Source organism: Crystallibacter degradans (assembly GCF_012952295.1).
In the GTDB taxonomy this organism is placed as follows: Bacteria; Actinomycetota; Actinomycetes; order Actinomycetales; family Micrococcaceae; genus Crystallibacter; species Crystallibacter degradans.
Genome location: NZ_JABBCH010000005.1, coordinates 102,073 through 127,352 on the forward strand (window position 1 = coordinate 102,073; position 25,280 = coordinate 127,352).

Here is a 25,280-nt window from a genome sequence, read left to right on the forward strand (position 1 = left end):
AAATCTGTTTTCTCCGGTCCAGCTCTGGTCGGGCTGGGGAATCTGGTTTTGAGCTTAGTGCACCCCGCCTCAGGACGGAGCGCACTAAACCGGGGGTATGGCTAACCGTGAAGCGGCCGGCCGGCGAGGGCCATGGCGGCCTCGCCGAGGGCTTCGTTCTGGGTCGGGTGTGCGTGGATCAGGGCAGCGACGTCCTCGGGGTAGGCTTCCCAGCTCACGATCAGCTGCGCTTCACCGATCTGCTCGCCGATGCGGCCGCCGATCATGTGCATGCCGACGATGGGGCCATCCTTCTGGCGGACCATCTTGATGATGCCGCTGGTGCCGAGGATGGAGCTCTTGCCGTTGCCGGCCAGGTTGTACTCGGCGGTTTCGACGTTCTCCTTGCCGAACTTCTCTTCAGCCTGCGGCTGGTTGAGCCCAACGGAGGCGATCTCGGGCTCGCAGAAAGTGACCTTCGGGATATTGATGTCTTCAACGATGGCCGGGTTGTTGCCGGCGATTTCCTCGGCGACGAAGATGCCCTGCTGGAACCCGCGGTGGGCCAGCTGGACACCGGGAACGATGTCGCCGACGGCGTAGATGTTGCCGACGCCGGTGTGGCAGCGCTCATCGGTGATGACGAATCCGCGGTCCACGGTGAGGCCGGCTTCCTCGAAGCCCAGGCCCGACGTGGTCGCACCGCGGCCAACGGCCACGAGCAGCAGGTCGCCGTCGAAAGTCTTGCCGTCGGCGAGGGTGACGACAACGCCGTCGTCGTTCTGCTCTACCTTTTCGAAGAAGACGCCGGTGTTGGACTTGATGCCGCGCTTCTTGAAGGAACGCTCCAGGACCTTGATGATCGACGGGTCCTCGTTCGGAACCAGCGAGGGCAGCCCTTCGACGATGGTGACATCCACGCCGAACGACTTCCAGACGGAGGCAAATTCGACCCCGATGACGCCGCCGCCGAGGATGACTGCCTTCTTCGGCAGCTCCGTCATTTCCAGCGCTTCGTCGGAGGTGATGACCTTGCCGCCGATCTCAAGGCCGGGCAAGGTCTTCGAGTAGGAACCGGTGGCCAGAATGATGTTCTTGCCCGTGTAGGTGGTGCCGTTGACCTCGACGGTGTCTTTACCGGTGAGCTTGCCCTCACCCTCGATGACGGTGATGCCCTTCATCTTGATCAGACCGCTCAGACCCTTGAACTTGCCGGCGACGATGCCGTCCTTGTAGGCCTTTACAGCGTTCATGTCGATCGAATCCAAGGTCACGTTCACGCCGTACTTGGCGGAATCGCGCGCGTGGTCGGCCAACTCAGCGGAGTGCAGCAGCGCCTTCGTGGGAATGCAGCCGTTGTGCAGACAGGTGCCACCCAGCTTGCCCTTTTCAACCAGGCCTACGGTGAAACCCAGCTGTACGGCACGCAAAGCGGCGGCATATCCACCGCTGCCGCCGCCGAGTACCAGGATGTCGAATTCTTGCGCAGTTGCCGAATCGGCCACGTGAACGCTCCCTCGGGGTGTCAGGACGTGCGTCCGCACGTCGACTTTGATTGGGTGAAGTGAATTTCTAGGTGTTTTCTGATCACCTTAGCGTCACCCAGCTACCATCATCTACTTGGTGAAGGTGAATCCGGACCGCAATGTGCGCGGATTCACTCCACCGTGTGATTGACGGCTAGATGCGGGGTGACGCCTGCAAAAGGTGACCCGCTTTAACGGGCTCTTGCCACCACGTCTTCCGCATAAGCTACCAGCGTCCGGACGGCGACGCCGGTACCTTCCTTCGGCGTGTAGCCGTACGCCGCGCCCTCGTTGAATGCGGGGCCGGCAATGTCCAGGTGCGCCCACGGGATCTTTTCCCCATTGACTTCGCCGACGAATTCGCGCAGGAAGATGGCCGCCGTGAGCATGCCGCCGAACTTTTCGCCCATATTGGCCAGATCGGCCACCGGCGAATCCAGGCTGGAGCGCAATTCCTCGGGCAGGGGCATCGGCCAAAACAACTCGCCCGCCCGGTCCGCTGCAGCCTTGACTGCATCCCGCACACCGTCCTCGCCCATCACGGCGGAAACCCGGCTGCCGAGCGCAACCATCTGGGCACCGGTCAGCGTGGCGACGTCGATCAGCGCATCCGGCGCCTCCTCGCTCGCCGCAGCGAGGCCGTCGGCCATCACGAGCCGCCCTTCGGCGTCGGTATTGAGGATTTCGACCGTCTTGCCGCCGTACACCGTCATGACGTCCGATGGCCGCTGGGCGTGCCCCGACGGCATGTTCTCGGCCAGGCACAGCCAGGCGGTGACCTTGACCGGCAGGCCCAGTTCGGCAATGGCCAGCAAAGCATTAAGTACGACGGCGGCCCCCGCCATATCGCACTTCATCGTCACCATCCCGTTGGCCGGCTTAAGCGACAGACCGCCGGAGTCGAAGGTGATGCCTTTGCCGACGAAGGCGAGTTTGATCTTCGCCCGGGCAGGGGAGTACTCCACCTTGACCATGCGCGGCGGACGGGCAGAGCCCTTGCCGACGCCCACGAGTCCGCCGAAGCCTTCGCTTTCCAGCTTTTTCTCATCCATCACGGTCACCTTTACCGGCAGATCCTTCGCCAGCGCCGTGGCGGCATCGGCGAACGTTTCCGGATAGAGGTGGCTCGGCGGCTGGTTGACCAGGGTGCGGGTGGCATTGACTGCACGGCCGATGATCTGCGCACGTTTGACGGCTGCAGTCACGGTCTTTTCGCCTGCCGCAGGGCTCAGCACGGTGACCGTCTCGATGTGTTCGGGCCGTTTCCCGGAGTGGGAGCCGCTGCGGTGTTCGTTGTATGAGTAGGCGCCCAGCGCCGCGCCTTCTGCCACGGCAGCCGCGGCGGCCGGTGTCTCGGCAGGCAGGGCCAGGGCCACACTGGAGATCCCGCCGAGCTGGCGCACCGCCGATCCGGCGGCCCGGCGAAGGGTTTCCTCGGACGGGGGGAGACCATCTTCCATCTTCCCCAGACCGGTCAAGACCAGGATTTCGGCATTGAGCTCCGGCAGGCCAGGCAGTCTGCGGACTTCATCGGTGGCGCCGGTGATGCCCAGTACCGCCAAGGAGTCGTTCAGTGCCTGGGCTGCTTTGCCATGGAGCGGACTGCCCACCAGGACTGGCCCGGATGAATCTTGGGCCACCCCCACCACCAGTGCATCGCACTGGATCTTTCGGACGTCCTTGGCCGTGGCATTGATCCTGGGCTCGGTGGTTCTGATCACGAAGTGCTGACCTCACTTGTCTTGAGTAGGAGTCCGGCGGGCCAACCCCGGCCGATGCGTCCATTCGTAGCGTTGTGTCTACAGTAGTCCGTAGAGGCTTTGATGCGCCGGAACCTGACGGAACGGCGCTGATTCCGATGCGGGCAGCTCCGGTTCCGGCCGCTTCGGCAGAGCCACGGAATTATTTCGCCAGCGGCTGCGCTGATACAAAAGATAGTTGCGCCAGTGTGCGCCCAATCCGACCAATCAGAACGGAGGACAGGATGCTCGATGCTAATTCATTGTTCAGCACAAATGCCGAACTGATTGGTTCGCCGGAATTGCGTGGTCTCAACCTGGTCATGGGGTTTACCGGAATTGCCGAAGCCGGCCATGTGGTGTCCCAACTCGCGGAAGAACTGCTGGAGCAGTTGGATTCCGAACTCATTGCGTCCTTCGATGCGGACCAGCTCATCGACTACCGGAGCCAGCGGCCGCAGATTTCCTTTGTGGGCGACCATTTCACAGACTACGAGCGGCCGAAGATCGAGCTGTACCGGTTGCACGACGGGATGGGCCAGCCGTTTCTCCTCCTGACTGGTGCCGAGCCGGATTTGCAGTGGGAACGCTTCACGCGCGCCGTGATCGCCCTGGTGGAAAGGCTTGAAGTCCGGCTGGTGACGTGGGTGCAGGCGCTCCCCATGCCCGTGCCCCACACCCGTCCGCTCGGTGTGACGGTCCACGGAAACCGGCCGGAGCTCATTGACGGTATTACGGCTTGGAAGCCAACCGCCCAGCTGCAGGCAGCCATCGGTCCCCTGCTGGAGGTGCGCTTGATTGAAGCCGGGCACGATGTCACGGGTTATTCCGTCCACGTCCCGCACTACCTAGCCGAGGCGGAGTATCCGCAGGCTGCCGTGACGGCGATGGAGTATCTGGGCGCAGCTGCTTCGCTGGTCCTGCCCAGCGACCGGTTGCGCGAGACCGGCCGCGAGGTGGAGGCTCAAATAGCGCGGCAGGTTGATGAATCTGTCGAAGTCCAGCACGTGGTTAGCAAACTGGAAAAGCGCTACGACAAGTACGCCGAACACGAGACGCGTCGCTCACTGCTGACCAAGGATAATGACGAGCTTCCGGATGCCGAAGAGCTCGGTGCCGAAGTAGAAGCCTTCCTCGCCGGCCTTCCGGATACGCACCGCGGTCCTGAACCGGGCGCTGACTCCACCGACTGAGGCGCGTTCGGTAATTAGTCTTCTGCCCGGAGCGCATCAATAATAAGAGGCATGGATACGCGGCGCGCCTGGTGGATATGGGGAACAGGCGTCTTCGCCTACCTCGTCGCCATCACCCAGCGCACCTCCTTTGGGGTCGCTGGCTTGCACGCCACTGAACGCTTTGATGCCACCGCCGCGGCGCTGTCCACGTTCACCGTGGTGCAGCTCCTGGTCTACGCAAGCCTGCAGATCCCCGTGGGTCTTATGGTGGACAGGTTCGGACCTCGGTTCATGATTACCGGAGGTGCAGTTCTGATGTGCGCTGGCCAGGTTCAGCTCGCATTTGCTTCCTCCGTTCCGGAAGGGCTGGCCGGCCGACTGCTGGTGGGCGCCGGTGACGCGATGACCTTTGTCTCGGTGCTGCGGCTGCTGCCGATCTGGTTCAGCGGAAAACGTATCCCTTTGCTTACCCAGCTCACCGGGCAGCTGGGGCAACTGGGCCAGCTGCTCAGCGTTATTCCATTCGTGGCCCTGCTGAATCTGCAAGGCTGGCAGACTGCGTTCCTCTCTGTGGCCGCTCTGTCGGTTTTATCCGTCGTCCTAGCGGCTACTGTCATCCGCAATTTCCCCTCCGGGGTGGAGCAGGACCTGCCGCCCACACTTCGGCAGACCGGTGTCTCTCTGGCGCAGGCTTGGAAACAACCGGGGACGCAGCTGGGGCTTTGGTCGCATTTCACGGTGCAGTTTGCCGGGAACGTATTTATCCTGACCTGGGGATTTCCATTCCTGGTTTCCGGTCAGGGACTGGAACCGACTGCAGCTTCGGCCCTGATGACTGTCTTCGTGGCGGTGGCATTATGCAGTGGCCCGTTTTTCGGACGGTGGGTTGCCCGCCATCCGCTCCGCCGTTCCTCGCTCGTACTGCTGATCATTGCCGCGACGGCGGCCGCCTGGCTAGCCGTATTGCTGTATCCCGGGAGGGCGCCTTTCTGGCTGCTGGTCGTGCTGGTTCTCGTCCTGGCGGTAGGCGGCCCGGGGTCGATGATCGCCTTCGACTTCGCCCGGACGTTCAATCCGGTCAGCCGGGCCGGTACCGCAACCGGAATTGTCAACGTCGGCGGTTTTGTCTCCGCGCTGCTCGTGATGTTCTGCGTTGGAGTGGTGCTGGATGCGCTGTATGCCAGCGGTTACTCGCAGGGGGAGCTCTACGCCCTGGACTCGTTCCGTATTGCCTTGAGCGTTCAGTTCCTGTTCCTGGCTGGCGGCACCGCTGCCATCCTGTCCATCCGCAGGAGGGTCAGAGCCAAAATGTCTGCAGAGGGCCAGGATGTGCCGCCGCTGCGGGTAGCACTGGCCCGACAACGCCAGCTGCGCAAACAACGCCGGGACCGCCGCCGCGATGCCGGCGCCGGCCGGCGCTAAAGCACAGACGCACACCGGATGTGACCCAACGGCTCCTGTACGGCGTGCATCCGGTCCGCATGGCCCTTCCTCCACAAGCGGAGCACGATGCCGGCTGCTCCACATCGCGCTGTGGATCTCTGGCTGACGGCATCGGGCCCGGCCAGATTGGGGGAATGAACAAGCAAACAATTCATGTGTCCCGACCAGAAGACATCCTTGGCTACATACCCCACGCACTGGAGTTCCAACCACGGCAAAGCCTGGTGCTGCTGTCCCTGAACGGCAAACGGCTAGGGGCTACCCTTCGCTTGGATCTCCCGACGGACAGCGGCGAGGAGGAACTGGCGCGTTTTGCCGACGCTGCCAGCGCTTACCTGCGCAAGGACAGCCGGGCGGATAGCTCGATGCTGGTGTTGTACACCGATGCCTTGGAAAGGTCGGTGCAGTTTCCCCCATATGAAATCCTTTTGGACTTGCTCCTGACTTCACTCGATGGTGCCGGCCTGCCCGTCCGGGACGGGTGGGTTGTGAGTCCGGAACATTTCCGCTGCCTCCACTGTAAGAGGCCAAGCTGCTGCCCGGCCGGCGGCCACCCGGTGGAGCGTATCGCTGAAAGCACCATCAACGCGGAGATGATTTTCCGGGGGAGCAGCGTCGCCCCGTCCGTGAGCCAGGCCGTCGCTCTCCGCCGCTCGGGAGCGGTCGTCACGGAGTCTGCAACTGCAGTGTGCAACGAAAGCAGCGAAATCCTCCGGATGCTTGAGGGAAGCTGGAATTCACCTGAGGTGTTCCGGCGGACCCTGCTCTGCTGGGACGCAGCCATCCGCACCGGGCCCGGACCGGAGCGGATTCCCTTCCTGCTAGCGAGCCTGACTTCGTTTCATGTCCGCGACGCGGTGATCGTGCTGATCTGCCGCGGGCTGGACGCTGCTTACGGAGGCGCAGTGAGCTGCGGCGTGCTGACCGGTACCGAACCGCCCGGCATGGATGTGCCTCCGACGGGCCCGTTTCCTTGTGCGACGTGGAAACCGGGTAAGACTTTGGATGCATATCGGCGCATCTTCGATGCTGTGCTGCTCGGGAATTCCTCGCAGGCGCCGCAATGGACCAGGGTGGACAGGGCCGCGAATCTCCTGGTACGTCTTTATTGCGGGTCGGAGGGACCGTCCAAGGCCGCAGCCGGAACTCTGCTGGCCTGGATTGAATGGGCTCGCGGCCGCGGATCCATGGCGCACGAGGCATTGGAAATGGTTCTGCAGGAGTTTCCGGACTACAGCCTTGCCCGGCTGCTCAATGACTTCGTCGAGACCGGCAACCTGCCTGTTTGGGCTATGGACCGCGATTCATCGTGGTCCGGGTCAGAGGAACGAGCGGCCTGACCGAGGGCCGCGGCCCCGGTGAAAGCCAGTACAGCACCGCCCCCGACATCTCCTTGGGGTCGCGGCAAGACAGGGCGAGGAAGGCAAATGTTCGTTCACGAGCGGGGTGAAAACGTGAGACAATGGGAACCGAGACCCGGTCGGGTTCGTGTTGCAAGTGGGTATGCCCAGTATGGGAATACCTGCGGCGCAGAGCAGGTTATGTATCGCAGACCCTGCATCTGTGGCTTTTGCTTGAAATCAAACACGGACTTGACAGGGTCATAGTGGTGTTACCCACAGGTATCATCACAGACCGCCCGTATGAAAGGTTCTCTGTGTCACCTGAGAAGAAGACTGCTGCAGTTCCCGTGGAGGAGACTGCTACCGCCACGACGACTTCTGCCTCTCCCGCCGCGCCCAAGCGCCGCGGTCGCAAGCCAGGTGCAGCCGCTGCCAAGAAGGGCCCCGCAGCCAAGAAGACCGCAAAAGCCGCTGAGGACCAGACTGACGTAGACGTCGAGGATGAGGACGCCGAGCCGGACGCTGTTGACGAAGCCGACGAAGCTGACGAAACCGCAAAGCCTGCAGGGAAAGAAGGCGGCTTCGTCTACTCCGACGCGGACGATGATGATGCCCCCGCCCAGCAGGTAGTTTCGGCCGGAGCCACTGCGGATCCGGTTAAGGACTATCTGAAGCAGATCGGTAAAGTCGCGCTGCTGAACGCAGAGCAGGAAGTCGATCTCGCGCTGCGCATTGAGGCCGGTCTTTTCGCCGAAGAGAAGCTGGCCAAGGACGACGGCAGCATGGAAACCCGCCTGCGCCGTGACCTGGAGCAGATTGTCCACGACGGCAAGCGAGCGAAGAACCACCTGCTCGAGGCCAACCTTCGTCTGGTCGTTTCGCTGGCCAAGCGTTATACGGGCCGCGGCATGCTTTTCCTGGACCTGATCCAGGAAGGCAACCTGGGCCTGATCCGTGCTGTGGAGAAGTTCGACTACACCAAGGGCTTCAAGTTCTCGACCTACGCCACCTGGTGGATCCGTCAGGCTATTACCCGAGCCATGGCCGACCAGGCCCGTACCATCCGTATTCCCGTTCACATGGTCGAGGTCATCAACAAGCTTGCCCGTGTGCAGCGGCAGATGTTGCAGGACTTGGGCCGCGAGCCTACGCCGGAAGAACTGGCGCTGGAGCTGGACATGACGCCTGAAAAGGTTGTTGAGGTCCAGAAGTACGGCCGCGAGCCGATTTCCCTTCACACGCCCCTGGGCGAGGACGGCGACTCCGAGTTCGGTGACCTGATCGAGGACTCCGAGGCCGTTGTCCCGGCGGACGCGGTCAGCTTCACTCTGCTGCAGGAGCAGCTGCACTCCGTCCTGGACACTCTGTCCGAGCGTGAGGCCGGTGTCGTTGCCATGCGTTTCGGCTTGACCGATGGCCAGCCTAAGACTTTAGACGAAATCGGCAAGGTCTACGGCGTGACGCGGGAACGGATCCGCCAGATCGAATCCAAGACGATGTCCAAGCTGCGCCACCCGTCGCGTTCCCAGGTGCTACGCGATTACCTGGACTGATCTTCACGGCCAATAACAATGGCGCCGTTCCCCGAAAGGAGGACGGCGCCGTTGTTATTTATGCAGTTATCGGCTGTGCGACAGACGAACTGCTGAAGCCTATTCCGCTGCCATGGCAGGCGTCTCGCGAAGCCGGCCGGTTTCGTCCTGCCATTCGGCAGCCTTCGAACGCAACTGCGGTTCGTGCTGGCGGGCGTGGTGTCCGCAGAAAAGCAATTCTCCCCCGGAGGACTCCAACACAACTCGGACGTAGGCCTGGGCCCCGCAGCGATCACAACGATCCATTGCGGTCAGTTCTCGGGTAGCTACTGCTGTTGTCATGACGACCTCCTTACAAATGTGTATGTCCATACAACCACTGCATCGGCTGTTTTCTTCGCACCTTTCGATCACTTTCGCTGACCGCGTATCACATGTACGTAACGGGCAGGATCTGCTGTGATCCCCGACGCGCTGGCCGAAGAGGTGCACATCCGTGCTGCTAAAGGGGACTAGCCTAGTAACGGTCCTTCATTTTGCAAGCGGCCGCCCGGGGAACCCCGGGATGTTTGAGTTCACTTTTCGTATGGCCAAGGAGTTCCTAGTTCAGTGGCGCCACCGAGTTCCGATTACACAGCCCGCCATCTTTCCGTCCTCGAGGGACTGGAAGCTGTCCGCAAGCGCCCAGGCATGTACATCGGGTCCACGGATTCGCGAGGGCTCATGCACTGCCTCTGGGAAATCATTGACAACTCAGTGGATGAGGCCTTGGCCGGGTTCGGCCAGAGCATCACTGTCATCTTGCATCCGGACGGGTCAGTGGAAATCCACGATGACGGCCGCGGCGTTCCTGTTGACGTTGAACCGCGAACCGGCCTGACCGGCGTCGAAGTAGTTTTCACCAAACTGCACGCCGGCGGAAAGTTCGGCGGAGGTTCCTACACAGCATCCGGCGGTCTGCATGGGGTCGGCGCCAGTGTGGTCAACGCCCTCTCAGCACGCTTGGATGTCCAGGTGGACCGCGGCGGCAAGACGTACCAGATGTCCTTCCGCCGGGGTGAGCCCGGGCATTTCGCCGACACGGGCAAGCACCCCAGCCCCGATTCGAAGTTCGAGCCTTTTCTGCAGAGCTCCACGCTCGAAGTGGTGGGCAAAGCCAAGCGGGGCGTCACTGGTACACGGATCCGTTACTGGGCGGACCGTCAGATATTCACAGCTGATGCCAAGTTCTCCTATGAGGAGCTGCAGGCCCGTGTGCGGCAGACGTCCTTCCTGGTTCCCGGACTTCGCGTCACGCTGCGCGACGAACGCCAACTGCCCGGTACGCCGGGAGAAAACGGGCCGATCGAAGAGGTCTTCCAGCACGACGGCGGGATCGCCGAGTTCGTCGATTATCTCTCCAACGACAGCGCGGTCACCGATGTTTGGCGTGTCCACGGCTCCGGCAAATTCAAGGAAAACGTGCCGGTGCTGGACGAAAAGGGCCACAGCCGGATGGCGGAGGTTGAACGGGACTGCGAGGTGGACATCGCCCTTCGCTGGGGCATTGGCTATGACACAAGCGTCCGCAGCTTCGTCAACATCATCGCCACGCCGAAGGGCGGCACGCACCAGACCGGTTTCGAACAGGCCCTGCTGAAAACCTTCCGCAAGGTTATTGAAGCCAATTCGCGCAAGCTCAAGGCCGGCAATGACAAGATCGAAAAGGATGACGTCTTCGCAGGCCTGACTGCCGTGCTGACCGTTCGGCTGGCCGAACCGCAGTTCGAGGGGCAGACCAAGGAAATCCTCGGTACCTCAGCTGTCCGCAATATCGTCTCGCGCGTGGTGGAAAAGGAAATCCAGGCGAAGCTCACCTCCACGGCGAGGGGAGACAAGGCCCAGTCTGCGCTGTTGCTGGAAAAGGTTGTCAGCGAGATGAAGTCGCGCATCTCCGCGCGCGTGCACAAGGAAACGCAGCGGCGCAAGAACGCCTTGGAAACGTCCTCGATGCCAGCGAAACTGTTGGATTGCCGTACGGATGATGTGGCACGCTCCGAGCTCTTCATTGTCGAAGGTGACAGCGCACTGGGGACCGCGCGGCTGGCCCGTTCCTCGGACCATCAAGCGCTGCTGCCGATCCGCGGCAAGATCCTTAACGTCCAGAAAGCCTCGGTGGGTGACATGCTTGCCAACGCCGAGTGCGCCGCGTTGATCCAGGTGGTGGGCGCCGGTTCGGGCCGCAGTTTCCAGCTTGACGCCGCCCGTTACGGCAAGGTCATTCTGATGACCGACGCCGATGTCGACGGCGCGCATATCCGTACGCTGCTGCTGACGCTTTTCTTCCGCTACATGCGCCCGCTGGTTGAAGACGGCCGGGTCTACGCCGCGGTGCCACCGTTGCACCGGGTGGAAGTAATCAATCACGGGTCGAAGGCCAACGAGCTCGTCTATACCTACTCGGAGAATGAACTATTGCGCCTGCTGGCGGAACTGGAGAAGAGCGGCCGGAATTACAAGGAGCCAATCCAGCGGTACAAGGGCCTGGGCGAAATGGACGCCGACCAGTTGGCCGAAACAACCATGGACCCGCGGCACCGGACCTTGCGGCGTGTCGGCATCGAGCATGCCGAGGCCGCCGAGCGCGCTTTTGACCTGCTGATGGGTTCGGACGTGGCGCCGCGCAAGGAGTTCATTGTTGCCGGTGCAGCCATGCTGGACCGCGAGCGGATCGACGCCTAACGACGGTCAGGCCTGCAAACGGGGAAGCCGCCTGCGGGCAACCTGGAGTGGAGCGACCGTTCTGCTGCTACCCGGCCAGCCCCGGGGCCAGGAGCAGGACGGTCGGCACGGCCAGCAGCAAGGCCGAGCAGCCCAGCACCATTGCTTGCGCTGGCTTGCCCAGGGGCGGCGACGGCGACAGCAGCCGGTGCAACCGGTGGGCAGTGCTCAGGGCCTCAGACTCTTCCGGGGTCAGCAACTCTTTGGCCGGAGCGCCGACGCCGGACGGCCTTTCGCCGCTAGCCACCACGGCCACGGCGCGGATCAAGGTTTCCCTGTTCGCGGTTCTGAGTGCCCCGTCATCCGCGAGCATCTCGATCAGTTCGTTGACGGCCTGCTGCGCGAGCTGCGATGTCGGCAGCCAGGGAAGCGCGGAGCGCCAGGCGGCAAAGGCCCACAGCAGGAGGTCGTGGCGCTGGTTCAGATGGGCGCGCTCATGGTTCAGAACCGCCTCGAGCTCTTCGGGCCGGAGCAGCTCCAACAGACCTTCCGAGAGCACTGTAACGGAGCCAGCTCCACCGGGGAGGCAATACGCAACAGGTGCGGGATGGCTGATCACCAGGGTCTTGGGAGAGTTTTTGACCGGAGAACTGAGCAGGTTCAGCAGGTCACGGTGCTTGTTGCGTTGCTTGCGGATCCGGTAATAAGTCAGCAGCAGCGTAAAGACCAGATGTACGCCCAGCAGCAGGGCAGCGCTGAGCGCGAAGACATGGATCAGGTCCAGGCCCGGTGCCGGCGCGTAACTAACCAGCAGCCCTGCCAGCCCTTGAAGCCCGGCCAGGAGGTTCTCGCCCAGCGGTTCCAGCCCCCATGTCAGCATGGCGCCGATCATAGAGAGCCCGCCGGCCAGCGCGATGGCTTGCCACAGCACCAAGGCCGTGACGGGTGCTCGTGCGGTCCACTTTGCCCGGGCGAGCAAAACCGGCACCGGCCACGCCAAAATGACCGCCATGGCGGCCAGGAGGTACGAGGCCCAGAACACTAAGGGCTACGCAGTCAGCAGCTTACGCAGGGTTTCGGCTTCCTGTTCGGAAACGCTGCCGATGAATTTAGCGAGAACGGCCTCGCGGTCCGGCGCCGATCCAAGCACCTCGTTCATCAACTCCACCGTGTGTTCCTCACGGCTGGTCACTGCACGATAGCGGTGCGGACGGATGTCCCGTTCGCGCTGTACCAGGCCCTTCTTCTCCAATCGGGACAACACTGTGAGCACAGTCGTTACTGCCAGTTCCTTGCCATCCGGGCTTGAATCCGTTTTCCGTGCCAGACGGTCGCGCAGGGCGTTTGCGGTAAAAGCGATCTCCGCTGGATCTTCCGAGTCGGCCTGCCACAGCAGGTCCATAACCGCGCGTTCCAGCTCCCCAAGAGTTGCCATCTATTTCCCTCGTCCTACCAAACTAGCTGCTCGACCCGGCGGCTCAGGCTGCCGGGATGTGGTCTCACTCTCTAATTTACCGCGTTTGCAGAAATTGTTCTACACTACGTAGAAACTTGTACTTCTACGGCTTGTAGAAATGTGTCCCGCCGACGCTTTAGCCTGTGCCGGCTCGTCCCGAAGGGGTATTTATCGTGGAAGCCCTGGAAATCGCCCGCTGGCAATTCGGCGTCACCACCGTCTACCACTTCCTGATGGTGCCGTTGACCATCGGCCTCGGCCTGACGGTGGCCGTAATGCAGACAGCTTGGTACCGGACTGGCAAGGACCAGTACCTGCGGATGACCAAGTTCTGGGGCAAACTTTTCCTGATCAACTTTATTATGGGCGTGGCCACCGGCCTGGTGCAGGAATTCCAGTTCGGGATGGCGTGGAGTGAATACAGCCGCTTTGTCGGAGATGTCTTCGGTGCGCCGCTGGCGCTGGAATCGCTGCTGGCCTTCTTCGTCGAGTCGATCTTCCTCGGCCTGTGGATCTTCGGCTGGGGCCGGCTCCCTAAGGCCATTCACCTGCTGAGCATCTGGGCTGCATCGCTGGCAACCATGGGCTCGGCCTACTTCATCCTCGCGGCCAACTCCTGGATGCAGCACCCGGTCGGCGTCGAAATGATCGACGGCCGTCCTGTCATGGTCGATATCTGGGCCGTCCTCACCAACAACACGCTGCTTGTGGCCTACCCGCACACCCTTTTCGGAGCGTTCTCCGTGGCCGGCGGCTTCCTGCTCGGCATCAGTTGGTACCACCTGTGGAAGCGCCGCCGTGACGGGATCGACACCGTGGGCCCCGACGGCAAGGTTATTGTTGGCTCCAGGCCTGCCATCGGCCGCGACGCCGCGGACCATAGAGTCTGGCTGCGCTCCCTGCGGATCGGCGCCGTCGTCGCTATGGTTTCGTTCGGCGGGGTCGCCCTGACCGGTGATCTGCAGTCCAAGCTCATGTTTGAACAGCAGCCAATGAAGATGGCTGCGGCCGAGGCGGCGTGCCATGACGGGACAGGATTTTCGATCCTCTCCGTCGGTGATCTGGGTTCCAATGACTGTGATGATCTGGTTGCGGTTGTCGAACTGCCGGGGTTGCTGTCCTTCCTGGCCAACGGCGATTTCACCACCGAAATCCGCGGAATCAATTCGCTCCTGCCTGAGTACCAGGAGAAATTCGGCACCCATTTGCCGGACAACCCGATCTACGGCGAGCGCGCCGGAACTGAAATCGACTATGTCCCTGTCATGGAGGTTACCTACTGGGGTTTCCGAATGATGATTACCTTCGGCATGCTGGCCGCTGGCGCCGCCCTGGTTGCGCTGTGGATTGTACGCAACGGGACCGTGCCACAGTCCAAGTGGCTGATGCGCCTGGCTGTGTTCGGGATTCTGGCCCCGTTCGGCGCCAACTCAGCCGGCTGGATCTTCACCGAAATGGGCCGCCAGCCCTTCGTCGTCGCGCCCAACCCTGATCCGAACGGGATCGACAATGTCTTCATGTTCACAGCTGCCGCGGTCTCGCCGGGCGTCTCACTGGCCGAGCTTGTCTTTTCGCTGGCGGCCTTCGCCCTGGTGTACGGCGTGCTGCTGGTGGTGGAAGTGAAACTGCTCTTCGCCTACTGCCGCGGCGGGGTGCCATCTGCCATGCCCGAACTGCTGCACGAGGACAAAGATGACGACGGTGACGAGGGCCCCGGCAAGCGGAAGGACGACGACGATGTGCTTGCCTTTGCTTACTGAGGACAACCGCGCGGCCGTATCCGATCCGGACAGTCTGGAGAACTGAAATGGAAACCCTGCCTACTCTTTGGTTCATCATCATTGCCTTCTTCTGGACCGGCTACCTGTTCCTGGAGGGCTTTGATCTGGGCGTCGGCATGCTCATGCGCGGTTTTGCCCGCAACAACACCGAGCGCCGAGTGCTGCTGAATACCGTAGGACCGGTCTGGGACGGCAACGAGGTCTGGCTGGTCACGGCCGGTGCCGCCACCTTCGCCGCTTTCCCGCACTGGTACGCTTCCCTGTTCTCTGCCCTGTATCTGCCGCTGGTCTTCGTGCTGCTCGCCTTGATCTTCCGCGCGGTTGCCTTCGAGTACCGCGGCAAGATGGACTCCGACCGCTGGCGCAACGCCTGGGACTGGGCCATTGTCCTTGGCTCCCTCGTGGCCGCCTTCGGCGTCGGAGCCATGCTGGCGCTGACCACCACGGGGCTGCCCTTGAACGAAAACGGGGACCGGGTGGGCGGCCCCTTTGCCTGGTTCAACGGCTATGCGGTCCTCGGCGGTCTGGCAGTTGTCTTCTTCTGCATTGTGCACGCGGCAGCGTTCCTGGCGCTGAAGACCGACGGCGACATCCGGACCCGTGCCCGCAAGCTGTTGCTTCGCTGGCTGCCTGTCGCCCTGCTGCCGCTGGCGCTGTGGGCCGTCGCGGTAGTGGTGGCCGGCGGCAAATCCGTCACCTATGTGACGCTGCTGCTGGCCGTCCTCGGCGCCGCGTTCGCGTGGATGATGGCCCGGCGGGAACGGGACGGCTGGAGTTTCGGGGGCCTGGGTGTCTTCCTGCTGGCGGGCACCGCGACCATTTTCACCGCGGTGTTCCCGAACGTGCTGCCGTCCACCATCGACTCCGCCTACAACCTGACCGTCACTTCCGCGTCCTCGTCGGAATACACTCTGGGCGTGATGAGCGTTATTGCCGCCTTCGGGATTCCGGCAGTACTGGTGTACCAGGGCTACACCTACTGGGTGTTCCGCAAGCGCGTCAGTGCCTCGTCGATTCCGGCTGCCCACGCCGTCGTCCCGCAGTGAAGCCCCTGCTTCCCGTCAGCGCCACGAGCAGGCGGGCGCTCTATCTGCTGGGCCTGCTGGCCGCGTGCAAGGCGCTTGGTCTCATTTTGCTGGCCGACGCCGTCGCCAGCGGAATTGCCGGACTGGCCGCCGGCGCCCTCGACGCGCAGCACGTTATGGTGCTGGGAGCGGCCGGCGCTGTGGTGCGTTCGCTGTCCGTATGGGCTCAGGAAACGGTGGCCCAACGCGCCGCCGCCGGCGTCAAGCAGGAGCTGCGCGCGGACCTGACCCGGCGGATTATCGACGACGGCGGGGCAAACGCCGCGGCCGGCGCTGGGAACAGTACTGAAGCCCGCGCGGCAGACAGCAGCGCGGGCGTTGGCGCAGGGAGCGGCGCCCTGACCGTCCTGGTGACGCGCGGTCTGGATTCGCTGGATAACTACTACAGCAAGTACCTTCCCGCCTTGGTTACCTGCGCCGTCGTGCCTTTGCTGGTTGGTCTGCGCATTCTTGGTGCGGACTGGATCAGTGCGCTGGTTGTGGTGCTGACCATCCCGCTGGTGCCGGTCTTCATGATTCTGATCGGCCAGCACACCGAGGACAAGGCCCAGGAAGCCGCCGCGGCGTTGGACCGGCTCTCGGACCACCTGCTGGAACTGGCCCGCGGGCTGCCGGTACTCGTTGGACTCGGCCGTGCCGCTGCCCAGACGCGGGCGCTGGGCGACGTTGCCGCCGAGTACCGCAGCCGCACCCTGGCCACCCTGCGCGTCGCGTTCCTGTCTTCGCTGGCGCTGGAACTGATTGCCACCATTTCGGTGGCCGTCGTCGCGGTGTTCATCGGCGTGCGGCTGGTGCACGGCGAGATGCCGCTCGAAGCCGGCCTGCTCGCCCTGATTCTGGCTCCCGAGTGCTACCAGCCGCTGCGCGATCTGGGCAGTGCGCACCATTCCAGCGAGGATGGACTCGAAGCGCTCAAACGCAGCAACGCGGTGCTCGGCTCGCCGGCAGGCCGGCCACTGGTGCGCGCTGATGCGCAAGCGGGTTCGGGGGACATTGCCGTGTCGAACTTGAGCATCCGCTATCCGGGGCGTGCGGAAGCTGTGGTCGATGGGCTGGACTTCAACGTTGCTGCCGGCGGAATCGCGGCCCTGGCCGGCCCCAGCGGCTGCGGCAAAACCTCTGTCCTGGAGGTGCTGGCCGGTGTACGGCGGGACGGGGCGGGTGCGGCGGTTGCCGGCTCCGTGGCAGGAGTCGGCGCGGACCAGATTGCCTGGATTCCGCAGCACCCGGTGCCGGCGGAGCTGACTGTGGCGGACGAGATCGCACTGTATGCCGGCCTGCCGGCTTCTCCCGCGGGGCGACAGGCTGCCGAGCGTGCGCTGTCACAGGTCAACGGGACCGCTTTGATCGACGCGGCCACCGGTGACCTCAGCCCGGGCGAACTGCGGCGGGTCGCCGTGGCCCGCGCCCTGGCCCGGGTGGACAACGTGCCCGGAGTGCGGTTGCTGCTGGCAGACGAACCGACCGCCCACGTCGATGCGACCAGTGCCCGCGCCATCGAAGACGCCCTGAAGCGGCTGCGCGGACGCATCACCATAGTCCTGGTGGCACACGATCCCGCCACCGCAGGACTTGCGGACCAGTTGATTGAGATCGGTGCCGGCGCCAGTCATGCCTGGGGAGCCACACATCCGGCTCCGGCAGCCGGACCGGAAGCCGAAGCAACTGTCGCCGTCCGGGGCGCCGTCGATGAGGGCGAACCTGCACAGCGGCCGTCCCTGTGGCGGAACCTGGCAATGCTGCGCCCCTGGAGCAGGCCGTTTGTTGCCGCGCTGCTCTTGGGGCTGGGCGCTACGCTGTTCGCGGTCTCGCTGAGCGGCCTGTCCGGCTGGCTCATCGTCTACGCCAGCGAGCAGCCGCCGATCCTGTATCTGATGACCTCCATAGTCGGGGTGCGGTTCTTCGGCCTGGGCCGTTCCGTGCTGCGCTATCACGAGCGCCTGCGCCTGCATGATGCCGTCTTCCAAAGTACGGACCGGCTACGGACCCGCCTGTGGAACGGGCTGCTGCAGCGTCCGGCCGGCTGGCGGAAACTTGCCCGGGGCGGGGGAGCTCTGGAACGGCTGATCGGCGACGTCGATGAATTGCGCGACGTCGCCCCGCGCGCAGTGTTCGCGCCGTTGGTGGGAGTCTTGACCGCCGTGGCGTCGTGCGTGGCTACCGCGCTGCTGCTGCCGTCCGGCCTGGTGTGGCAGATACTGCTCGCCGCCGTCGGGATTCTCGTGGCGCCCACCCTGACCCGCCTGGCCGACCGTTCTGCGCAGGCCGCGACGGTAGGCCTCAAGGGGGAGTCGCTGAACGCTTTTGCACGCCTGCTTGGTGCGGCCGCGGATCTGCGGGCCAATGCCGCGGAGGCATCGCTGCTGAAGCGGACCCAGGACCTGGATTCCAGAACGACGGCGGCGCTGCAGCATAGCGCGTGGGCGCAGGGACTCGGCCAGTGCCTGACGGTCCTGGCTTGTTCGCTCACCGCCCTGGTGATGGTTACCCAGTCTGCTGGAGCAGTGCCCGGAGCCGCCGCCGTCGTGATTTTGATGCAGTTGGCGCTGGTCGAGCCCTACGCGGCAGTCAATACCGCCGTCCAGCAATGGGGCGCCTGGCGCGGGCTGGGGGAGCGGGTGCTGCCGGAACTGGGTACCGAGGACCTACCTTCCAACAGCATCGAGGATTCCCAGGTGCGCGGGGAGTTCGCCTCGCTAAGCCTTGAGCAGGTTTCGTATTCCTATCCCGGGCAGTCCCGTCCCGTCTTCAGCGGACTGGACCTCGAGCTGCGGCCGGGGCAGTGGCTGGCGGTGACCGGCCCGTCCGGCAGCGGGAAGTCGACCCTGCTGGGCGTGCTGCTCGGGTTCCTTCAGCCGGAGCAGGGCCGGTATCTGGTGAACGGCCAGCCGGTGGAGTCCGTTACACCGGGCGCCGGCAGAGGCATTGCCTGGACGCCGCAGGAAGCCCACTTGTTCAACTCGACCTTGCGCGCGAACCTGATGCTGGCGCGCAGCAAAGCCGATCCTCCATCGGAAGCCGAGCTGCTCAAGGCGATTGACGACGTCGGCCTTGGTAGCTTCGTTGCAGGCCTGCCGGACGGACTTGATACCCGTATTGGGCCGAACGGGCATTTCCTCTCCGGTGGGCAGCGCCAACGCGTCGCGGTGGCCCGTGCGCTGCTGACCCACGCGGAGGTGCTGCTGCTGGACGAGCCGACGGCGCATCTGGACCGTGAATCTGCGGTAGCGCTGCTGGCCGACCTCCGCGCGGCGCTTGCGGGCAAGGCGGTAGTCATGGTCACCCACCGGCCTTCCGAGGCGGAGTTGTGCGAGCTGCGGCTGGAACTGGGTTCCCCGGCGCCGCTGCCTGCTTTAGCCTAAAGGCATGAGCAGCTCGGCGCTTCCTGACTACCTCGACGCACGCCTGGACTGGCGACCCATGACACCTGCCGACATCGACAACTGGCACGCCTTGATCCGGCGCATGGCCGAAGTGGACAAACCGGTATGGGTGGAAGCGCGCGCGGACCTAGAAGAGGCCTTTGAATCGGCGGCGAACGATCCGGCCGTGACCACCCTGATCGGGACTGATGCCGACGGGACTGCCCGCGCCGTGGGCGCGGTCAAGGCCAACACCGGTTCGGCCACCGCACACACGTGGGGCGGTGTGGACCCGCAGTGGCGACAGCGCGGGATCGGGCGGGCGGTCTACCGATGGCAGGAAGAATGCCAGCGCCGTCGGTTCCTGGCTGCCGGCATAAGCGGCGGAGTCCTGCGCACGTATACGGAGGAGCGGGATTTGGCGCACAACGCGCTGATGGGGACCGTTGGCGCGAAGGTTGTCCGCTATTTCACGGAGATGACCCGTTCGCTTGCTGATCCGATACCGGAGCTGGCGCTGCCGGATGGATTTGTGTTCGCTACGCTCAATCCTGACCAGAGCGAAGCGGTACGACTCGCTCACAATGAGGCCTTTGCCGACCATTGGGGCAGCGAGCCAAAGGACGAGCAGAAATGGAAGTTTGTGGTGAGCCACCCGCAGCTCAAGCCTGAGTGGAGCATGTCCATCATCGAGACTGCTACCGGGGAAACTGTGGCGTACCAGTTAGCCAGTTTTGATCCGGACTACCGCCTCCAAGCCGGGCATGACGAAGGGTTCACTGACCTGCTCGGTGTTCGGCGGGCCTGGCGCGGCCGGAAATTTGCGCCTGCCCTGCTGGCTGAGGCCATGCGTCGATTCAAGGCCGGGGGCATGGAGAACGCCGGGCTGGGCGTAGACACCGAAAATCCGAGCGGCGCCCTGGGCCTTTACAGCCGGATGGGCTACTCGCCAACCAAGAGGGATCTGGCGTACGAGAAGCAGCTCACCTGACATGGTGGAACTGGATTCATGTGAGTTGCCTTGGTATAAGTTGCCTGATGGAAGCGTCGGCCCTGAGTCAGCCGTTGACGTCGTTCAAGTGGTGGAGCACATCATGGAGGAAGTATGCTCCCAGGCTGGTTACGGTGAATACGGAGCCGTTACTGCGCAGGCCCTGGCGCTCCCACTGATCGACTGCGACGGCGGCGAAGGCTGCTGCAACGGACCGCGCGGCGCCTTCAAGCTCTTGTGAGACCTCACGCGGATCCTGCCGGGCATAGTCGTTCTCAACCGCGGCAGCATCCTGGTCCCAATCAGCGAAGCTTGGATTGTCGCGCGACAGCATTAGGGCTAAGCGATCTTCGAAGACCCTGCAGACATCGCGGACATGGGCTCCGTACTCCAAACCCGACCACACCGACTCGTCGCCGCGCTCAGCAACCTGCGGACGCGCAAGCACAGATTGCCAACGCGGGATGCTTTCCCGGACAGCAGGACCTACCCGATCCGGAGTGACGCCCGCGGGGTCAAAACCACAGTCCGGGCATGGCTGCTCGGTAACCCAGGTCCAGTCTTTTGTGTCAGGAATGATCGCCATGCGGCCAGTCTATCCAGCAGGCACTGGTGCGGTGCCTGCCGGCGCAGACGAGGTGGCGATGACCTGTGCCAGGCACTACTTCTGGATCGCAGTGAAATCGAGTTGGCCCGGGGGAGTCGGACGTGCTCGGTCTGATGGACGCTCCGGGCATGGCGGGCTAGGTGGGTGCCAGCATCCTTTGAACAGGTCCTGAATAAGTATTGTGTGCTCCATCACCCCGCGCTAGAATCGAAAGTATGTTCGAGTCAATCGTTCCAGCGGAGATGGATCCGGTGAAGCCGGTTCCCGGTGATCCGGGTGCTGTACTGGTCCGGGCCGCGATTCTGGAACTGGCGAACATGGACCAGGACGTCTCCGAGGGGGTGCGGATTGACCGGATCACCGCCATGGAGGAACTTAAAGCCGCCGCGGCTGCCGCGCAGGCCCGGGAGACGGAGGCGTTTGTTGCGTCCCGCCGGGAAACCCGCGCTGCCGCGGGGGTCGCGGCGGAGAAGCGGGGCCGGGGGCTGGCGAAGGAGATCGGCCTGGCGCGGAAGGACTCGCCCAACCGGGGCGGTAAGCACCTGGGGATGGCCACCGCGTTGATCAGGGAGATGCCGCACTCGTATGCGGCGCTGGCGGAGGGCCGGCTGAACGAGTGGCGGGCGACCATCCTGGTCGGCGAAACCGCCTGCCTGAGCGTGGAAGACCGCCGCCGCGTGGACCGGGAGCTGTGTTCTGATCCGAAAACGCTGCGCGGCTGCGGGGACAAACAGATCGGGGCCATGGCGAAGCAGGCCGCACTGCGGCTGGACCCACTGTCGGTGGTCCGCCGGGCCGCGAAAGCCGAAACCGAACGCCATGTCTCCTGCCGTCCCGCGCCGGACACCATGGCCCAGGTGTCCTGCCTGCTGCCGGTGGTACAGGGCGTGGCCGTCCACGCGGCCCTGGCCAAGGAAGCCGACCGGCTGAAGGCGCAGGGCGATGAACGAGGCCGGGGCCAGCTCATGGCCGACATCCTCGTCGAACGCGTCACCGGCCAGCCCGCGGAGAACCCCGCAAAAATCGAGGTGCAGCTGGTCATGACCGACCGCACCCTGTTCCAAGGCGACTCCGAACCGGCCCACCTGACCGGCTACGGCATCGTCCCCGCCCAATGGGCCCGCGACCTCCTCCGCACCGACAACACCGACCACGACAACGCGAACGGCGGCAAGGACGCCTCCGCCGACAGTAAGCCGATGAAGGGCGCCGCTGGGAACGGCGGCACAGATCACCCAGCGGTCGGCAATCCGATAAACGGCGCCGACGAAGACAAGATCGTTACCCGCGCAGCGGATGCCGGCAACGGAGACGGCGCTGCCGGTTCCGGCCCGCCAGACACAGCCGAAACGGTACCGGCCAACGATGCAGGTGCCGACACCGCAGACACCGGAACCACCGAAGCAACCGGTACCGCAACCCGGCCGGCAGCCGGGCCGCCGGGTTCGGTGCGAAGAGCGCCCGGCGATGGGGCCGATGAGTCCGAGGTGGAAGTGTGGGTGCGCCGGCTGTATACGGCGCCGGGCACGGGACAGTTGCTGGGCATGGATTCGCGGGCGCGGTTGATGCCGGCCGGGATGCAACGCATGATCCAGGCCAGGGACCAGCTCTGCCGCACGCCGTGGTGCGACGCACCGATCCGCCACCACGACCACGTCGTGCCCTGGCGTGACGCCGGGCAGACCAGCGAGATCAACGGGCAAGGGCTATGTGAAGCGTGTAACCTGGCGAAGGAAACCGACGGCTGGCACGCCCAAAGGGTCCCCGGTCCACGGCACACCGTGGAAACAACCACCCCGAGCGGACACACCTACGTGTCAACCGCACCAGCACTGCCGGGCACACCACTGGAGACCAATGCCGGCGAGAAGCGGAAGCCGACGCTGAATCCACAGTTGGAAGGGCTGCCGCCTGAAGTGGAATCGATGCCTGTTCCCCAGGAAGACGCACTTCTGGAGGCAGTGGAAGAGCTAGCCGCCGAGGAACCGCACCCAACGCCCTTACGATATCCCGCTATCACCGGACGGACTGATTTCATCTATTACCGCGCGGCGTGACCGGCAGAGGGACGAAGGGCGCGTCAGGACAGGCTCGGACCGACTGCGTCCACCGTCTGCGACAACGGAATGCCAGAGCCGTCCCGACGCCCATGTTCAGTGGGCAGTGAACGAGTTACGCCGCTTGTCGCGGAGGCCTTAGCCGGACCATGGCCTGCCCAGCCCAGGCTGAGCTGGTCTTCGCCCTTAAGGAAGCGATGCGCTCTCACCCCGGCCGTGGCCCTGCCCTTGGCTGGGAACTCCTCGAGTGCGGTGACCTTCACAGATCCCGGGGACGTGCCGGGCAATGCTTGGGCCGTTGTAGCAATAGTGACGACGACGGCGGCGGCATCGTCAGGATCCACAGCGCCGAAGAACACCACGTCGTCGTCTTCAGTCAGCTTGATGCCTGCCATGCCTCCGGCCGTCCGGCCTTGAGGTCGGACTGTGGCTGCCGCGAAGCGCAAGAATCTGGCCTGCCTGGTCATGAAGACCAGATCATCGCCCTCGGCAGCTGCCGTTACACCCACGATGTAGTCCTTGGGCTTGAGCGAAATGATGTCCCAGTCCTCACGATTGAGCGGATAGTCCGGGCTGACTCGTTTGACGATTCCCCGGGCCGTACCAATGGCGAGAACGGCGTTCAGCGGCGCCAAGGCCACCAGGGTTTCCCCCTTGGCCAGCGTGATGAATTCCCGAGCAGGGACACCGCCGGTCAGATTCGGAACTCCCGCAGACGGAGCGAGGGCCGGCATGTCCACCACCTGCAGCCGGAGCATACGTCCCAGGGACGTAACGGCGGCGATCTCGGCCCGCGCCGAGGTTTTGACCACTGAGGTGAAGACATCGTGCTTGACGCGTTGGCCGCCGTCGAGCAACTCATCCTGATTGGCTGTCCGCGCCAATTGCCCTGAGGCCGAGAGGATCACCCAGCAGGGATCGTCGGCGATCTCCAGCTGGACGGGCGCTTTGGCTCCATTCTTGCTCGCAGGTGCCGCGGTGGCACCGGTAAGCGCTCCTGTGGCTTCCGATTCGAGCAAGACCGTCCGCCGGGGAGTGGCGTATTTGGCTGCGACTTCGCCGAGTTCATCCGAAACCAGCTGGCGCAGTTTGGGCTCGGAGTTCAGGATTTCTTCCAGCGCCGCAATGTCCTGGCGCAGCTGCTCCTGTTCCTTCTCCAGCTCAATCCGGGAGAACTTGGTCAGCTGCCGCAGCCTCAGCTCGAGGATGTGGTTGGCTTGGATCTCGGTGAGGTCGAAGACCGCGATGAGGCGCTGCCGGGCTTCGGCAGTTTCTTCCGAAGCGCGGATGATCTGGATGACCTCATCGATATCGACGATCGCGATGAGAAGACCTTCAACCAGATGGAGGCGGTCCTTCTTTTTGGCTAGCCGGAAGGCTGTGCGTCGTCGGACTACGTCGATGCGGTGATCTACGTAGACCTGGAGCAGCTCCAGGAGTCCCAGTGTCCGGGGCTGACCATCTACCAGCGTGACGTTGTTGATGCCAAAGGAATCTTCCATCGGCGAATAGCGGTACAGCTGCTGCAGTACGGCGTTGGGATTGAATCCGTTCTTAAGCTCGATGACCAGGCGCAGTCCGTGGCTGCGGTCGGTGAGGTCAACAATGTCGCTGATGCCCTGAAGCTTCTTGGACGTCACCGCGTCTTTAATCTTTTCGATGACCTTCTCCGGACCAACCATGTAGGGCAGTTCAGTCACGACGAGCCCGGTCCGTCGGGCGGTCAGTTGTTCGACCTGGACGGTGGCGCGCGTCTTAAAGGAACCCCGGCCGGTGGCGTAGGCATCCCGGATACCACTAAGGCCGACAATCTTGCCGCCCGTGGGGAGGTCAGGCCCCGGCACAAAGCGCATGATGTCATCGAGTTGCGCGTCCGGATTCTGGATCAGGTGCTGGGCTGCGCCGATAACTTCGCCAAGGTTGTGCGGGGCCATGTTGGTGGCCATACCGACGGCGATACCTGAGGAGCCGTTGACCAATAGATTGGGAAATGCTGCCGGGAGGACTTCCGGTTGCATGATCTGGTTGTCATAGTTGGGCACGAAGTCGACGACGTCTTCGTCCAGGTGGTCCGTCAGCGAGAGCGCCGACGCGGCGAGTCTGGCCTCTGTATACCGGGGCGCCGCAGGTCCGTCATCGAGCGAACCGAAGTTGCCGTGTCCGTCAATGAGGGGCATGCGCAGCGCGAACGACTGAGCCATGCGCACCATTGCGTCGTAGATGGCGGTGTCACCGTGCGGGTGCAGCTTACCCATTACTTCACCGACAACACGTGCACTCTTAACGTGACCGCGGTCCGGGCGCAGGCCCATCTCGCTCATCATGTACAGAATGCGCCGCTGCACGGGTTTCAGGCCGTCACGGGCATCAGGCAGCGCCCGTGAATAAATCACCGAATAGGCGTACTCCAGGAACGAGCCTTCCATTTCGGCCGTGACGTCAATGTCAACAATGTTCTCGGTGTAGTCCGGTTCGTCCTGAACGGTCTTCTGTCGGCGGGCCAT

General features: G+C 63.6%; 17 protein-coding genes. 10 read left to right on the forward strand and 7 right to left on the reverse strand.

Going from position 1 to position 25,280, the window contains the following annotated elements:
* Window positions 1–101: 101 nt before the first annotated feature.
* The gene (gene lpdA / locus HGO92_RS10700) at window positions 102–1,484 is read right to left on the reverse strand and encodes a dihydrolipoyl dehydrogenase (protein WP_169994602.1); all 1,383 of its coding nucleotides are present in this window, start codon (window positions 1,482–1,484) and stop codon (window positions 102–104) included.
* A gap of 212 nt (window positions 1,485–1,696) precedes the next feature.
* Window positions 1,697–3,226, reverse strand: a complete 1,530-nt coding sequence (locus HGO92_RS10705) for a leucyl aminopeptidase (RefSeq protein ID WP_169994603.1) — start codon at window positions 3,224–3,226, stop codon at window positions 1,697–1,699.
* 263 nt (window positions 3,227–3,489) lie between these two features.
* Between HGO92_RS10705 and HGO92_RS10710 the strand changes: the two genes are divergently transcribed.
* The 4 genes from HGO92_RS10710 (at window position 3,490) to HGO92_RS10725 (ending at window position 8,758) form a co-directional block, all read left to right on the forward strand.
* Window positions 3,490–4,437 carry a proteasome assembly chaperone family protein gene (locus HGO92_RS10710; RefSeq protein WP_169994605.1) on the forward strand — a complete coding sequence of 316 codons (948 nt, stop codon included), beginning with the start codon at window positions 3,490–3,492 and terminating at the stop codon, window positions 4,435–4,437.
* Between the two features lie 51 nt (window positions 4,438–4,488).
* Window positions 4,489–5,841 carry an MFS transporter gene (locus HGO92_RS10715; protein ID WP_169994606.1) on the forward strand — a complete coding sequence of 451 codons (1,353 nt, stop codon included), beginning with the start codon at window positions 4,489–4,491 and terminating at the stop codon, window positions 5,839–5,841.
* A 155-nt stretch (window positions 5,842–5,996) separates the two neighbouring features.
* The gene (locus tag HGO92_RS10720; protein ID WP_169994608.1) at window positions 5,997–7,202 is read left to right on the forward strand and encodes a DUF4192 domain-containing protein; all 1,206 of its coding nucleotides are present in this window, start codon (window positions 5,997–5,999) and stop codon (window positions 7,200–7,202) included.
* Between the two features lie 317 nt (window positions 7,203–7,519).
* Window positions 7,520–8,758: an RNA polymerase sigma factor gene (locus tag HGO92_RS10725; protein ID WP_169994610.1), complete on the forward strand. Its 1,239-nt coding sequence runs from the start codon at window positions 7,520–7,522 to the stop codon at window positions 8,756–8,758.
* A gap of 99 nt (window positions 8,759–8,857) precedes the next feature.
* On the opposite strand, the gene HGO92_RS10730 is transcribed toward HGO92_RS10725, so the two are convergent.
* On the reverse strand, window positions 8,858–9,079 hold the full coding sequence (locus HGO92_RS10730) for a DUF7455 domain-containing protein (protein WP_074702574.1): 222 nt from the start codon (window positions 9,077–9,079) through the stop codon (window positions 8,858–8,860).
* 267 nt (window positions 9,080–9,346) lie between these two features.
* Here HGO92_RS10730 and HGO92_RS10735 point away from each other — a divergent pair, with 267 nt between their 5' ends.
* Window positions 9,347–11,458, forward strand: coding sequence for a DNA gyrase subunit B (locus HGO92_RS10735; RefSeq protein WP_169994612.1), 2,112 nt, complete (start codon window positions 9,347–9,349; stop codon window positions 11,456–11,458).
* Between the two features lie 67 nt (window positions 11,459–11,525).
* Here HGO92_RS10735 and HGO92_RS10740 read toward each other — a convergent pair whose 3' ends face one another.
* Together HGO92_RS10740 and HGO92_RS10745 are read right to left on the reverse strand one after the other, a co-directional pair.
* Window positions 11,526–12,479 carry a M48 family metalloprotease gene (locus HGO92_RS10740; RefSeq protein WP_169994613.1) on the reverse strand — a complete coding sequence of 318 codons (954 nt, stop codon included), beginning with the start codon at window positions 12,477–12,479 and terminating at the stop codon, window positions 11,526–11,528.
* 6 nt (window positions 12,480–12,485) lie between these two features.
* Window positions 12,486–12,872: a BlaI/MecI/CopY family transcriptional regulator gene (locus tag HGO92_RS10745; RefSeq protein ID WP_074702571.1), complete on the reverse strand. Its 387-nt coding sequence runs from the start codon at window positions 12,870–12,872 to the stop codon at window positions 12,486–12,488.
* A gap of 194 nt (window positions 12,873–13,066) precedes the next feature.
* On the opposite strand from HGO92_RS10745, the gene HGO92_RS10750 reads away from it, so the two are divergent.
* Genes HGO92_RS10750 through HGO92_RS10765 form a run of 4 tightly spaced genes read left to right on the forward strand, consistent with a single transcriptional unit; the run spans window position 13,067 to window position 20,112 of the window.
* Entirely contained in the window at window positions 13,067–14,653 is a 1,587-nt protein-coding gene (locus tag HGO92_RS10750) for a cytochrome ubiquinol oxidase subunit I (protein ID WP_169994615.1), read from the forward strand.
* A gap of 47 nt (window positions 14,654–14,700) precedes the next feature.
* Entirely contained in the window at window positions 14,701–15,720 is a 1,020-nt protein-coding gene (gene cydB, locus HGO92_RS10755; protein ID WP_169994616.1) for a cytochrome d ubiquinol oxidase subunit II, read from the forward strand.
* Window positions 15,717–19,121 (forward strand): thiol reductant ABC exporter subunit CydD, encoded by a 3,405-nt coding sequence (gene cydD / locus HGO92_RS10760; RefSeq protein WP_346768921.1) that lies wholly within the window; start codon window positions 15,717–15,719, stop codon window positions 19,119–19,121. The genes cydB and cydD overlap by 4 nt, the downstream gene beginning before the upstream one ends.
* A gap of 4 nt (window positions 19,122–19,125) precedes the next feature.
* A complete protein-coding gene (locus tag HGO92_RS10765; protein ID WP_169994618.1) occupies window positions 19,126–20,112 on the forward strand; it encodes a GNAT family N-acetyltransferase in 987 nt (328 codons plus the stop codon).
* A gap of 67 nt (window positions 20,113–20,179) precedes the next feature.
* On the opposite strand, the gene HGO92_RS10770 is transcribed toward HGO92_RS10765, so the two are convergent.
* Window positions 20,180–20,698, reverse strand: coding sequence for a DinB family protein (locus HGO92_RS10770; RefSeq protein WP_169994620.1), 519 nt, complete (start codon window positions 20,696–20,698; stop codon window positions 20,180–20,182).
* A 236-nt stretch (window positions 20,699–20,934) separates the two neighbouring features.
* On the opposite strand from HGO92_RS10770, the gene HGO92_RS23735 reads away from it, so the two are divergent.
* Window positions 20,935–22,776 (forward strand): HNH endonuclease, encoded by a 1,842-nt coding sequence (locus HGO92_RS23735; RefSeq protein WP_240974561.1) that lies wholly within the window; start codon window positions 20,935–20,937, stop codon window positions 22,774–22,776.
* A 23-nt stretch (window positions 22,777–22,799) separates the two neighbouring features.
* Here HGO92_RS23735 and HGO92_RS10785 read toward each other — a convergent pair whose 3' ends face one another.
* Entirely contained in the window at window positions 22,800–25,280 is a 2,481-nt protein-coding gene (locus HGO92_RS10785; RefSeq protein ID WP_169994621.1) for a DNA gyrase/topoisomerase IV subunit A, read from the reverse strand.

Coding starts and splice junctions, on each gene's coding strand:
- HGO92_RS10710 (WP_169994605.1), top strand. CDS start 3,490: ATGCTCGATGCTAATTCATTGTTCAGCACAAATGCCGAACTGATTGGT.
- HGO92_RS10715 (WP_169994606.1), top strand. CDS start 4,489: ATGGATACGCGGCGCGCCTGGTGGATATGGGGAACAGGCGTCTTCGCC.
- HGO92_RS10720 (WP_169994608.1), top strand. CDS start 5,997: ATGAACAAGCAAACAATTCATGTGTCCCGACCAGAAGACATCCTTGGC.
- HGO92_RS10730 (WP_074702574.1), bottom strand. CDS start 9,079: ATGACAACAGCAGTAGCTACCCGAGAACTGACCGCAATGGATCGTTGT.
- HGO92_RS10745 (WP_074702571.1), bottom strand. CDS start 12,872: ATGGCAACTCTTGGGGAGCTGGAACGCGCGGTTATGGACCTGCTGTGG.
- cydB (WP_169994616.1), top strand. CDS start 14,701: ATGGAAACCCTGCCTACTCTTTGGTTCATCATCATTGCCTTCTTCTGG.
- HGO92_RS10765 (WP_169994618.1), top strand. CDS start 19,126: ATGAGCAGCTCGGCGCTTCCTGACTACCTCGACGCACGCCTGGACTGG.
- HGO92_RS10770 (WP_169994620.1), bottom strand. CDS start 20,698: ATGGCGATCATTCCTGACACAAAAGACTGGACCTGGGTTACCGAGCAG.
- HGO92_RS23735 (WP_240974561.1), top strand. CDS start 20,935: ATGTTCGAGTCAATCGTTCCAGCGGAGATGGATCCGGTGAAGCCGGTT.
- HGO92_RS10785 (WP_169994621.1), bottom strand. CDS start 25,280: ATGGCCCGCCGACAGAAGACCGTTCAGGACGAACCGGACTACACCGAG.